Here is a 12,496-nt window from a genome sequence, read left to right as displayed (position 1 = left end):
AAGTTTTTGCTCCCGCAATAGCTTTACTGCATTTTCACATCATTCTGATTCAAACCAACAGTTTGTCCAACAGCCTCACCAATCCCTTGCCCCACTTGAGCCCCCATACGACCAAGCACGCTATCGAATGGGCTATGTTCAATTGTATAGTTAACCGTTTTATTGATTTTCAGCTCACGTTTTAATGTTTCGATATTACCCTTTTTATCAGCAATACCCAGCTCAATCGCTTGCTCACCTGTCCAAAATAGCCCTGAAAAAATAGCAGGATCTTTTGATTTCAATTTTGTACCACGGCCATCTTTCACAGCTTGAATAAAGTGACTATGAACGTTGTCCAATAAAGCTTGAATATGTGCTTTTTGCTCAGGATTGACAGGCTTAGTCATACTAAGAATGTCTTTATTATTGCCTGATGTCATCGTACGATCTTCAACACCCAACTTTTGTGCTAAGCCACTGACACCATAGTTTGGCATAATCACACCAATTGAACCAATCAAGCTTGAAGGATTGACCCAGATTTCATCGGCTGCCGAAGCAATATAATAAGCACCTGACGCCCCCATATCACCAACTACAGCATAGACTTTCTTTTCAGGATGCTGTTGTTTTTGGTAACGAATTTCTTGCCAAATATCATCGGACTGCACAGGCGAACCGCCCGGTGAGTTAATATTCAACACCACGGCTTTACTGCTTGTAGTCGCAAAGGCTTTTTTTAGTGATTTAATGGTATCTTCACTGTTGACACCCTGACTACTTGACTCAATTGTACCGACAATATTAACCACACCAAGATGTGTATCACCTGTACTCAAACCGTCTTCACCGCCTGAAAAATAACAACTCTTCATCATCATACCAAGCACGATAAAGATATAAAGGAAAGTTAATCCTTTAAAAACAATTCCCCATTTACGACTGCGACGTTGTTCTTCCACAGATGCAAGCACGACTTTTTCTAGAATTTGCCATTCTTGCCCGCTTGTTTGCTGCCCTGATGTTTGGGGCTGATTTATATTGTCATTTTGTGGTTTAGGTGGCCAATCGGACATAGACTCAATCCAGATAAAAATTTTAAGACAACATTATATACAACGAATGTGCATAATCTGTCTAATCTGCCAAAATTAACTTATAATTATTTTCAAATTACGCTAGTCTTTAATACAAGTACAACTTACCGAAAGAATATGACTCATAAAACAAATTCAACCACGACCCGCCTTCTTCATTTTTTAGGTCAGCGTTCAATTCGTTTCTCACGTCTTTTTGCACGTATGTTGGCAGGCTTCGTAAATATTGTTCATTCGACAAAAACCTCAAAAACGATTCGGCTCAACATTGAAATTTGCCTTCCTCAATACAACCGCCAACAGCGTGAATACATTACTCAAGCTGCAATTCGTAACGAATTACAGTCCTACTTTGAATTTTTTGCTATTTGGGGCAGTTCAAGTACAAAAAATATCTCACGCATTCGAAAAATTCAGGGGGAATCTTATTTTCATGAAGCTTTAGCTCAAGGCAAAGGCTTGGTGTTAATTGTTCCACATTTTGGCACATGGGAAATTATGAATGCATGGGTTGCTCAATACACCCAAATGACCATTATGTATAAACCTATTAAGAATGAAGATGCCGATGCATTTGTCAAAGCTGCACGTAGTCGTGAACAAGCCCATTTGGTTCCCACGGATGAATCAGGTGTTCGTCAAATTTTTAAAGCTTTAAAGCAAGGCGGTACAACTGTTATTCTCCCTGACCATACCCCACATGTTGGTGGCGATATGGTTGACTATTTTGGTATTCCTCTTGCTTCAAGCAGTCTAAGTGCTAAGTTGATTCAAAAAACCAAAGCACGAACGGTCTTACTCTATGCCATCCGTTGTGAGGATTCTGATCAGTTTGATTTATTCATTGAACCTATTTCTGAAGATATTTACCAAGGTTCTGCTGAACATGGCACACATGTGATTCATCAAACACTAGAGCATCTTATTGAACGCTATCCTGAGCATTATCATTGGAGTTATAAACGTTTCAAAGCACATCCTGAATTAAGACGCTTATATAATTTGCCACATAAAGAGGCAATGCAACTGATTGAGAAAATCCGTACAGAAAATTTGATGAATCAGCAAAATACTTTAGAGATAGATTCAGCAGAATAGATTATTCTGCTTATCTATTTTTCAATTTTAAAATCAATTTGTGTATCGTGTATTTTCAACGTCTAAGCCACGTCTTTTCTGACCTAAATTCACGTATTTGCATCTCATGGTTATGGTCTAACTGAAACTGAATTGTCCCCTGATCAATAGTTGTGAGTAGCGGAATTTTAAGTGCCTGTAAACGAGCGAGTGTAATTGGACTAGGATGATGATAGCGATTACCAAAGCCTGCCGATGCAATCACAAGTTTAGGATGCAACTGTTTTAAAAATGCAAAGGATGAACTGTACTGACTACCATGATGTCCCAAAACTAAAACATCGACATTCAAATGCGGATAACGTTGTAAAATTTGATACTCCGCTTCCCATCCTGCATCTCCCATGAGTAAAAAACTCTTATATCCTTTTCCAACTTGTAGTGCTTGAATATATAGAACACATGACAATTCATTTTGATTATTGGCAACTTGGTTTAAATCGGCAGATTGTGGCGACAATACTTCTATTTTCACCTGACCATATTGCCAGACCTGCCCTGCATGGCAATATTCAAAAGGATAGCCATCAAAGCGTTGATCTTTTTGATTAGAAACAACCTGATCTATTTTTATTTCTTCTGCGACACGGCTAAATGCACCACTATGATCTTGATCTAAATGTGTCAATAAAACACTGTCCAAATGTTTAACGCCTTGTTGCATCAAATACGGAATAATAATTTGCTGTCCAACACTGAACTTACTTTCATCATAATTTCCACCAGTATCAATCAACATATTATGCTTAGGCATGTGTAAATAAATGGCTTGCCCCTGACCAACATCCAAGATATTTAAGCGAAATGCATCATCATGTTTCACCCCCAACAGTATTGGTACGACACATAGCACAGCCCAACCCTTTGGGATCACGCCACGTGGTAAAAAAATCATCAGCACCGAAAGTGAAAGCATAAAAATCAGCATCGGTGTCATGGCAAACCAATGTAAGCTCGATGCCATTAAACTGTCTAAACACCCCAACATCCACAGCAATAGTCTTAAGCAGGCATCTGCAAGCTGAAAAAATAACATACCTAATGGTTCAAACAGTAGCCATAAAAATGCACCTATCACCTCAATGGGAACAATCAACGCACCAATGATTGGAATAGCAATTAAATTTGCAAAAGGTGCAGCCCATGACACTTGCTGAAAAATAAGAATCACTAAAGGAAATAACGCAATAAAAATTTTCCATTGCGATTCAACCAGTACTTTTAGCCACAAAACAGTTTTATCACGCCAAGTTTGAACCTGTTCATGTTCAGTTGCAGCCTCGCTTTTTTGCTGAATGGTTTGATAAACCCGAATTAGAATAAAACATGCGCCATAAGAAAGCCAAAATGCAGCGGATAAAATACTAAATGGGTCAAAGAGTAATAATAAAGCCGCACTTAAGACTAAAATACTCGATGCTCGCATACGTTGTTGCAATAAAATAATGGTGCTGATCAATATTACGGTCAATAATGTGCGCAGTGCCGGGATCTCAAAACCAACAAAAGCCGTGTATAACCAAACACACAGTACAAAGGGTAAAAGCATTAAATAGGGTCGTGGGATTTTCAGATAAATCTGAGGTTTAAAACGCTTAATCAATAAATTGATTACAAAACAAAAAAGTACGGCAAAAATCAACACATGCGGTCCTGAAATCGCCAATAAGTGCGATATCCCCAAGCGTTTAAACATTTGTTGTGTTTCTTTGGATAGTAGACTTTCATCACCTGTCAGCAAGGCAAGCAATAAGCCTTTTTGCTGAAAAGGTTGCCGAGATAAATAGTCACGAAAATCAAAGCGCTTTTGCTCAACCGCAAGTTTTAAGCGTGCATTCCAGCTCGCTTGCTTTTCTATAAACTGCTGAAAATTATAGCCAAGATTGGATACTTCATTTGCTGTGACGGGTTGAATTGTTTTAACCTGCAACGTTGCCATCACATTGTCTTGTAGCATCCATTTTTCAGCATCAAATACACCGGGAACCGCATAACTATGTGCAGGTCGAACTTTACCACTGACCTGATAATAGTGCCCCGGCAACATATTGGCATATGGTAATTCTTCCTTAATATTGAGTGTCCATAACATCGGTGAATGTGCTTGATTGAGTACAACCGCTTTTTGACGAATTTTCGCACCTGAAGGATCATCCAATACCCACTGACTGATCTGTGAAATATAGACAATCGCATCAACTTGTTCAATGTGCATCACTCGTTTAGCAAGCCGCTGATCTAATTGAGCATTAGCATAAAAATGCCCTGTAAAAAAACCACTTAAGCTAAGTAATATCCCAAAAATACTGCGATAAATTGGAGAGTAACTCAATTTGGCTTTAAAAAAAGGCCGTAATAAACCAATGCCACTCAAGAAAAAAACCACAGCCGCAACAAAAGAAAAAGTCGATTGAAAAGTGCTAGGAAAAATATTGCCTATTGTCAAAATTCCGACAATCCACCCTAACAAAAGCAGTAAAAAAGACATAATGATCTTCAATTTTTATTCTTATAAAACTATTAAAGCCCATTTACATGAGCTCTAACAAGGTTCGCTATCGGATTATTGACCAAGAATATAGTTGGTTAGACCCATAAACCATCTTGCATATGCAAAACTCGATCGGCTTGTTTAGCTAGTTGTTCATCATGCGTCACAATCAACATTGCCATATTGAGTTCTTTACGTAAATCGGCAAGTAATTCAAAAATACCTACTGCTGTATTACGGTCTAAATTTCCTGTTGGTTCATCAGCAAGCATCAATTGTGGGCGAGTCACCAAAGCACGAGCCAAAGCCACACGTTGTCGTTCACCACCTGATAACTCCCCTGGTTGATGGGTCAGACGATGACTTAAACCAACACGTTCAAGCAAATATTCTGCTCTTTGTTTGGCTTCTTTAAAGGTCATAACTTTACGCAACATCAACGGCATTGCCACATTTTCAAGTGCCGTAAACTCAGGCAATAAATGATGGAATTGATAAACAAAACCTAAATGTTGATTTCGTAGAAAACCTCGCTCAGCTTCGCCCAATTGATCAAAGCGTCTGCCATTCAACAAAATGCTGCCCTGAGTAGGTAAATCGAGTCCACCCAAAATATGCAATAGCGTACTTTTACCTGAACCTGATGAACCAACAATTGAAACAAATTCACCTTGTTCAATAGCAAGCGATAAACCTTTAATCACATCGACATTGTTTTTACCTTCATTGAAGGACTTATAAATATCTTTTGCCTCAAGCACCAATTTACTCATAACGTAATGCCTCAGCAGGTTGAATTTTCGCAGCACGATATGCAGGGTAAATGGTCGCAATAAAGCTTAAGCCGAGTGATAATATGACAATTTTCACAACATCTTGCCATTTCAAATACGAGGGTAAATAGTTAATAAAATAGGCATCAAATAAATGCAGACCAAATGCGGTACTCACCCATCCGACCAAATCACTGACAGTTAATGCAAGTGTAATGCCCAAAATTGTTCCCATGATTGTACCGACCACTCCAATTACAGTACCTTGCACCATAAAAATTTGAGTAATGGTTTTCGGTGAAGCTCCAAGGGTACGCAAAATTGCAATATCAGCCTTCTTATCAGTGACGACCATCACAAGTGAAGATACGATATTAAATGCAGCAACAATCACAATCAGCACGAGTAACAATGCAACCATGGTTTTTTCCATCTGAATAGCACTAAACAGATTACCGTGGGTATACGTCCAATCAGAGGCATAAAAATTGCCACGACCCGATTGATTTAAGTCACGAACAATTTCATTGGAAATTTGTGGGGCAAGGAAAATGTCATCCAATTTCATTCGAATGCCTTGAGCACCATCTGGTAGTCGAAGTAACGTAGAAGCATCATTGAGTGCGATATAACCTAAACTTGAATCAACTTCTGCACCAATACTAAAAATACCAACAATTTTAAATCGTTTAAATCGGGGTACAACACCTGCAGGTGATGGTGTTGCTTCAGGCAAAACCAACGTGACGCTGTCATTGAGTCTTAAACCCAAACCATCCGTCATTTGCTTACCCAAAACGATGCCGTATTCACCTTTTTGTAGCTTATCAATGCTTCCTTCAACCATGTGTTGCTGAATAATTGAAACATTCTTTTCGTATTTAGGCTCAATCCCCGTGACCATAATCCCCGCAACAGTGCCTTGTGCTGTCAACATCCCCTGTAATTGGGTAAAAGGAGCAACGCCAGCGACATGTTCATGCTGTTCAATTTTCTTTGCAAGTACGGGCCAGTCTGTTAATATTTGTGTTGAGGAAACAGTAGCTTGGGGTACCATACCTAAGACACGGTTTTTTAGCTCACGGTCAAAACCATTCATAACAGATAAAACTGTAATCAGTACAGCGACCCCAAGGGTCAGACCGATCATGGATACGAGAGCGATAAAAGAAATAAAGTGATTGCTACGCCGAGCGCGAGTATATCTCAACCCTATATACAGTGAGATTGGTTTAAACATACCATCCAGTCCGAGGTGTTTTTATGGAAACGTTACAGCATCAAAATGATGGAAACGAGCGTCGTGTTATGTCTCGAATCGATGCTGCATTAAGAATCAACTATCAGGTCATTGCTGAGGAAGTTGCACTTAACGATCCATACGATCCTAATTTTGTATTACCGCGCTATTTTCTACTACTTGCAGAATTAGATCAATTTGATCATGCGATTCAATACGAATTGGAACAATTAAGTGAAAAAGATCAACAAATTGCTCGAATATTATCCTTATTTAATCAAAAATTAAACCTCATCACTGGTTCTTTGTACGATTCGATTGTACAAAGTATGTTACCTAGTCCTCAACATGTAAATTTTTCAGAGAGTGGTTTTAGTTTTCACAGCAATACATCTGTCAAACAAGGCGCTTATTTACACGTCACACTCAGCCATCCTGAAAACTTTTTTCATATTGCTGCCATTGCGCAAGTCGCTTATTCTGAACCTCATCATGAAGGGAGTTATCGAATTGGTGCATACTTTGTTACACTTCATCCACAGGATAAGGTGAAATTATCACAATGTATTAAAAATCAACAAATTGAAACAAGTTGAGCTTATTATTCGAAGGTGTGATTAAAAAATAAGCACAACAAATTCATTTATAAACAATTTAATTATTTTAAATAAAAATAGCAGAACGAATGGTATGAAAAATGGACTATTTCAAGTATCCATTCGTTCTGTATAATCTTAACGCTATAATCAACATTATGACTGATGATCTATATGTTTTAACTTTTCGGCCAATATTCGATTCGCTTTAAAGTCTTTATAAAAATATAAAAATAAACCTGACAACAAAATACCTGCTCCAACAAATACCATCGCAGATGGTTTTTCATTATTTAACATTGAACCAAATAACATCGCCAACATAGGTGTCATCACTGTGGTCAATGATAATGTCGTCGCTTTAATATTTTGTACCAGCTTAAAATAACAGAACATCGCAATTAGGGATGCCATAATCACCGTATAAAGCAGTGCAAGTAATGATTTGGTTTCAGGAATATGCGTCGGAGCATACTGCCAAATAAAGGGCAATAATGCGATTGCAACCCCTGTTGACACTAAAATTGAACCTGTTGCTTGCGCCATAGGCTCAACTGTTGCATTGACTTTCTTCACCCAAAAAATCGACAAACAATAGGTAAATACACTCATTAGCATCAAAGCGATTCCAATCGGATGTACATGCTGTCCTGCACCACTACTCATACAAATCACAGCAAGACCGCAAACAGATACGGACATGCCGAACCATTGCAAGCGGTGTAGTTTTTGCTGAAAGCCAAAACGTCCAATTAAACCCGCCATAATAGGTGACAAACCAAACATCAACGCAATAATGCCTGAGCTTAAATAATTGGTTGCAAGGTAAGTAAAAAATTGCGAACCCATTAGACTAAAAGAACCCGCTACATAACTATGTAATGCGACTTTATCGAAGGGAAAATGAATTTTTAGCAACCACAGCAAGGCAAGTGCAATAGGTAATGCAAGAAAAAATCGAATGACCAATGCCCACATTAAATGTAAATCTTGCACACTCCACACAATAGCAAGTGGCGTTGTTGCCCAAATAAACACCAACAAACCATAAGTCAGCATGATATTACTTTGTGAAACAGGATTTTGCTCAGACATTTTATTTCCAATGACAAAAACAACACCAAAACGATGGATACTGTTGTTTCTCACATATACATTAATTGGTGAATGGCTCTTTGAAAAAAATCCACAACGAACATTACGCTGTTTTACGTTTCTGCTTCATAATGGTCTGATCAAGACTACTTGAAAATTCACGTTTATCACGTTCAGAAATCGGTGGTGGTCCACCAGTTTGCACACCTGCACCACGAAGCGTTTCCATAAAATCACGCAAATGCAAACGCGCTTTAATATTGGCTTCAGTATAGATTTCACCACGAGGATGAATCGCGATCCCACCTTTCTCAATCACTTGAGCCGCAAGCGGAATATCTTGCGTCATGACAATGTCATTCGCTTTCATACGCTCAATAATTTCTTTGTCTGCCTGATCTGAACCTTGCATGACTTGTAAAGAATTAATCCGTATTGATGGTGTAATACCTACTGGTTGATTAGCAACAAAGGTCACTTCCAATTGATAGCGATCTGAGGCACGAATAATCACCTCACGAAGAATATTTGGCAATGCATCTGCATCGACCCAAAGTTTAAATGGCAACACGTGCTATTCCAACAATTCACTTATGAGCAGTCTAACAAATACTGTTCAATTTAAAATGCATTTTCAAGTTTTATTCTGATTTCTCATACATTGATAAAATATTCAAATGTATTTGTGAAGTATTTTGTGAATTTTCACATTATATTCTAAAATACAATATTAAAATTATCGCCATCATCATTATGCAATCTTCACAGCCATCTCAGCATCATCCTGCTGATGGAACATCAGTCCATCTGAAAAGAACAATGACTAAACGGCATTTAATTATGCTGTCCCTCGGTGGTGCCATTGGTACAGGGCTATTTCTTAGCTCAGGTCAAGTGATCTCTCAGGCAGGCCCGATCGGTGCCATTATTTCCTATATTATTGGTGGTCTAATCGCCTATATGGTGATGCTGTGCCTCGGTGAACTGGCTGTAAATAATCCTGTTACCGGTTCATTTGGTGCATTTGCGACTAAGAATATTGGACCAGGCACAGGTTATATGGTGTCGTGGATGTATTGGTTAGGATGGTCAGCGACCCTCGGTACGGAGTTTACCGCAGCCGCTTTACTGATGCAGGAATGGTTTCCAAGCACGTCTATTTGGCTATGGACACTCGTTTTTATTATTGCAGTATTGGTTTCCAATCTATCATCAACTCGTTTTTTTGCCGAATCTGAATTTTGGCTATCTTTTGTCAAAGTCAGTACGGTGCTGATCTTTATCCTGCTTGGACTTGCTGCTATTTTTGGATTCGTTGGTTTTGAAGGCTACACCTCTGCACCACTGTTCAGCAATTTGACTTCGCATGGTTGGTTTCCCAACGGTTTATTTCCAATTTTTGCCACTATGTTAATTGTTAATTTTGCATTTAATGGCACCGAAATGATTGGGATTGCCGCAGGTGAAACCGAAAATCCTGAAAAGAATGTACCTAAAGCAATTCATGCTGCGGTATGGCGTTTGATGATTTTCTTTGTCGGCACTATTATTGTCATTAGTGCTTTACTTCCCTACCAAGATGCGGGACTCAATGCCTCACATGGCAGCGGTTTAAGTAGCAGTCCATTTGTTTCTGTTTTTAATCTAATTGGTATTCCTTATGCAGAAGATATTATTCGTTTTGTAATTATCACGGCATTACTTTCTACTGCAAACTCAGGGCTTTATGCTGCATCACGCATGATGTGGGCACTCTCAGTTCAAAAACAATTACCCCGCGTTTTCTCTAAATTGACCAAATCAGGTACCCCTGTTATTGCTATTTTAGTAACCATGATTGGTGGTTTACCAGGATTACTCTCTGAACAATTTGGCGCAGATGTGATCTTTAAAAATCTACTGGGTGTTGCAGCATTCACCATGGTCATTGTGTGGATGAGTATTTGCTGGAGTCAATTTAATTTCCGACGTAAATGGTTGCGTGAAGGTCATACTCTTGCCGAATTGAAATTTAAAACACCATTATTCCCACTTGTGCCCATTCTCGGCTTTGTTGCCTGTACAGTTACGGGGTTAAGTATGGCTGCAGACCCTGAAATGCTTTCAGGTTTCATTGGTTGCTTAATCTTTATGGCAGCCTGTTATGCAAGTTACTATTGGTTATATCATCCTAAAAAATAATTTGAAGATTTATAAAGATCAAATACAGATACGTTAAAAACTGTGCGTAGAACGTCTATTAAATTATTCAGGGGTAAATATTTGCCCCTGTTTTCTATAAAAATTATGTTCTTTTTATCTTAATTTGCTATTTTTCATCCAATCGATTCACAATGCTATAAAAAATCCAATTTCTTGTTTGACAGCCCCATTAAATATCCATATTATAGCGCCATCTTCTAAACGTCCCTATCGTCTAGAGGCCTAGGACATCGCCCTTTCACGGCGGTAACCGGGGTTCGAATCCCCGTAGGGACGCCATATTCTGCTTTATCTTTATTATAAAAATCATCCTCAATTTTATTTCCATCATTTCTCAATTGCACTATTTCATAATATCACTACAATAACCCGCTTCACGTTGTTAACTTTCTTATTATGCAATCTCCACACTCTCAGCAGGATGCTGTACAGTCATCTTCCTCTGCACCGTTAAAACGTGCAATGAGTACTCGTCATTTGGTGATGATCTCACTCGGCGGTGCTATTGGTACAGGCTTGTTTTTAGGTTCTGGTGAAGTCATTGCTCAAACTGGTCCTGTTGGCGCAATCATTTCCTATATCCTTGGTGGCATCATTGCTTACATGGTCATGCTTTGTTTAGGTGAACTTGCGGTACACATGCCCGAATCAGGCTCTTTTGGTAGCTATGCCAACAAATACATTGGTCCAGGCACTGGCTATACAATCACTTGGCTCTATTGGCTCACTTGGGCTGCAACATTAGGCACAGAATTTACTGCTGCTGCACTACTCATGCAAGAATGGTTTCCTGATATTTCCATGTGGCTATGGACAATTATCTTTGCAGCAGTAGTCTTTGGCTTAAATATGAGCTCAACCCGATGGTTTGCCGAGTCTGAATTTTGGCTTGCATTGGTCAAGGTCATTACTGTTATTGCCTTTATCATTTTAGGCTTATTGGCTATTTTCGGTATCATCAATTATCAAGGTTATGAATCTGCACCACTCTTTAGCAACTTGACTGCTTCAGGTTGGTTTCCCAACGGCTTAATTCCTATTTTCACCACCATGCTGATTGTCAACTTTGCCTTTTCAGGAACTGAGCTAATTGGCGTTGCAGCAGGTGAAACCGAAGATCCTGCTAAAAATGTCCCTAAAGCCATCAACACAGCCATTTGGCGTTTATTGATTTTCTTTGTCGGTACAATCATCGTCATCAGTGCATTACTGCCACATAACATGGCAGGATTAGATGCTCACGGTGTTAGTAGCAGTCCTTTCGTGACCGTGTTTAACCATATTGGTATTCCGTATGCAGTAGATATTATTCGTTTTGTGATTATCACCGCACTTCTGTCTGCTGCCAACTCAGGGTTATTTGCAGCATCACGCATGATGTGGGCACTCTCCAACAAAAAACAATTACCTGCAGTATTCGCAAAAGTCAACAAACGTGGTATTCCTTATGTTGCTGTAATGGTCACCATGATGGGTGCATTACCTGGGCTACTTTCAGAACAATTTTCACCTGAATTGATTTTCAAAAACTTACTGGGTGTTGCTGCATTTACCATGGTAATTGTATGGATGAGTATCTGTCTCAGCCAATTCAACTTCCGCCGCCAATGGTATAAAGAGGGACATACAACTGCTGAGTTAGGTTTTGCCGCTCCACTGTTTCCAATAGTACCTATACTCGGTTTCTTCTTCTGTTTGATCACCTGTATCAGTATGGTATTTGATCCTGAAATGTGGGCAGGTTTCATCAGTTGTCTGATCTTTATTACGCTGTGCTATACCAGCTATGCTGTATTCTATAAAGCAAAAGATCAAAGCTAAGCCAATTGAAACACGCCATATTTTTCTTAAAAAGTGTAGCCCTTCGCTACACTTTTTTACAT

10 protein-coding genes and 1 tRNA gene are annotated in these 12,496 nt (G+C 39.0%); 5 read left to right on the top strand and 6 right to left on the bottom strand.

Translation table 11 applies throughout. The features are described 5' to 3' along the window. Positions 1-23 precede the first annotated feature (23 nt). Positions 24-1,058: a signal peptide peptidase SppA gene (gene sppA / locus ACK2M2_RS09990; RefSeq protein ID WP_419347991.1), complete on the bottom strand. Its 1,035-nt coding sequence runs from the start codon at positions 1,056-1,058 to the stop codon at positions 24-26. Positions 1,059-1,196: 138 nt separating this feature from the next. Here sppA and ACK2M2_RS09985 point away from each other — a divergent pair, with 138 nt between their 5' ends. Then, positions 1,197-2,177 (top strand): lysophospholipid acyltransferase family protein, encoded by a 981-nt coding sequence (locus ACK2M2_RS09985; RefSeq protein WP_419347989.1) that lies wholly within the window; start codon positions 1,197-1,199, stop codon positions 2,175-2,177. 55 nt (positions 2,178-2,232) lie between these two features. Here the strand turns inward: ACK2M2_RS09985 and ACK2M2_RS09980 are convergent, their stop codons facing one another. From ACK2M2_RS09980 to ACK2M2_RS09970, 3 genes are all read right to left on the bottom strand, one after another. Next, a complete protein-coding gene (locus tag ACK2M2_RS09980) occupies positions 2,233-4,704 on the bottom strand; it encodes a DNA internalization-related competence protein ComEC/Rec2 (RefSeq protein ID WP_419347986.1) in 2,472 nt (823 codons plus the stop codon). Positions 4,705-4,802: 98 nt separating this feature from the next. Next, complete coding sequence (gene lolD / locus ACK2M2_RS09975; RefSeq protein ID WP_419347983.1) at positions 4,803-5,480, bottom strand: lipoprotein-releasing ABC transporter ATP-binding protein LolD; 678 nt, start codon at positions 5,478-5,480, stop codon at positions 4,803-4,805. Next, the gene (locus ACK2M2_RS09970; protein ID WP_419347980.1) at positions 5,473-6,720 is read right to left on the bottom strand and encodes a lipoprotein-releasing ABC transporter permease subunit; all 1,248 of its coding nucleotides are present in this window, start codon (positions 6,718-6,720) and stop codon (positions 5,473-5,475) included. Before ACK2M2_RS09970 ends, lolD begins: the two co-directional genes overlap by 8 nt. Positions 6,721-6,743: 23 nt before the next feature. Between ACK2M2_RS09970 and ACK2M2_RS09965 the strand changes: the two genes are divergently transcribed. Continuing rightward, positions 6,744-7,316 carry a PilZ domain-containing protein gene (locus ACK2M2_RS09965; RefSeq protein ID WP_409511057.1) on the top strand — a complete coding sequence of 191 codons (573 nt, stop codon included), beginning with the start codon at positions 6,744-6,746 and terminating at the stop codon, positions 7,314-7,316. 156 nt (positions 7,317-7,472) lie between these two features. On the opposite strand, the gene ACK2M2_RS09960 is transcribed toward ACK2M2_RS09965, so the two are convergent. Together ACK2M2_RS09960 and ACK2M2_RS09955 are read right to left on the bottom strand one after the other, a co-directional pair. Then, the gene (locus ACK2M2_RS09960; RefSeq protein WP_419347976.1) at positions 7,473-8,411 is read right to left on the bottom strand and encodes a DMT family transporter; all 939 of its coding nucleotides are present in this window, start codon (positions 8,409-8,411) and stop codon (positions 7,473-7,475) included. A 103-nt stretch (positions 8,412-8,514) separates the two neighbouring features. Next, positions 8,515-8,982: a YaiI/YqxD family protein gene (locus tag ACK2M2_RS09955; protein ID WP_419347973.1), complete on the bottom strand. Its 468-nt coding sequence runs from the start codon at positions 8,980-8,982 to the stop codon at positions 8,515-8,517. Between the two features lie 182 nt (positions 8,983-9,164). Between ACK2M2_RS09955 and ACK2M2_RS09950 the strand changes: the two genes are divergently transcribed. The 3 genes from ACK2M2_RS09950 (at position 9,165) to ACK2M2_RS09940 (ending at position 12,434) form a co-directional block, all read left to right on the top strand. Further along, the gene (locus ACK2M2_RS09950) at positions 9,165-10,592 is read left to right on the top strand and encodes an amino acid permease (RefSeq protein ID WP_409511054.1); all 1,428 of its coding nucleotides are present in this window, start codon (positions 9,165-9,167) and stop codon (positions 10,590-10,592) included. Between the two features lie 224 nt (positions 10,593-10,816). Beyond that, positions 10,817-10,892 (top strand) — tRNA-Glu (locus ACK2M2_RS09945). A gap of 117 nt (positions 10,893-11,009) precedes the next feature. Beyond that, the gene (locus ACK2M2_RS09940; protein ID WP_419347969.1) at positions 11,010-12,434 is read left to right on the top strand and encodes an amino acid permease; all 1,425 of its coding nucleotides are present in this window, start codon (positions 11,010-11,012) and stop codon (positions 12,432-12,434) included. The last annotated feature ends 62 nt before the right edge of the window (positions 12,435-12,496 follow it).

The sequence above is a fragment of the Acinetobacter sp. TY1 genome (assembly GCF_048551395.1).
Taxonomy (GTDB): domain Bacteria; phylum Pseudomonadota; class Gammaproteobacteria; order Pseudomonadales; family Moraxellaceae; genus Acinetobacter.
The sequence above is the reverse complement of the archived record's forward strand: the minus strand, read 5'-3'. Positions and strand labels throughout refer to the sequence as shown.

Coding starts and splice junctions, on each gene's coding strand:
- sppA (WP_419347991.1), bottom strand. CDS start 1,058: ATGTCCGATTGGCCACCTAAACCACAAAATGACAATATAAATCAGCCC.
- ACK2M2_RS09985 (WP_419347989.1), top strand. CDS start 1,197: ATGACTCATAAAACAAATTCAACCACGACCCGCCTTCTTCATTTTTTA.
- ACK2M2_RS09980 (WP_419347986.1), bottom strand. CDS start 4,704: ATGTCTTTTTTACTGCTTTTGTTAGGGTGGATTGTCGGAATTTTGACA.
- lolD (WP_419347983.1), bottom strand. CDS start 5,480: ATGAGTAAATTGGTGCTTGAGGCAAAAGATATTTATAAGTCCTTCAAT.
- ACK2M2_RS09970 (WP_419347980.1), bottom strand. CDS start 6,720: ATGTTTAAACCAATCTCACTGTATATAGGGTTGAGATATACTCGCGCT.
- ACK2M2_RS09965 (WP_409511057.1), top strand. CDS start 6,744: ATGGAAACGTTACAGCATCAAAATGATGGAAACGAGCGTCGTGTTATG.
- ACK2M2_RS09960 (WP_419347976.1), bottom strand. CDS start 8,411: ATGTCTGAGCAAAATCCTGTTTCACAAAGTAATATCATGCTGACTTAT.
- ACK2M2_RS09950 (WP_409511054.1), top strand. CDS start 9,165: ATGCAATCTTCACAGCCATCTCAGCATCATCCTGCTGATGGAACATCA.
- ACK2M2_RS09940 (WP_419347969.1), top strand. CDS start 11,010: ATGCAATCTCCACACTCTCAGCAGGATGCTGTACAGTCATCTTCCTCT.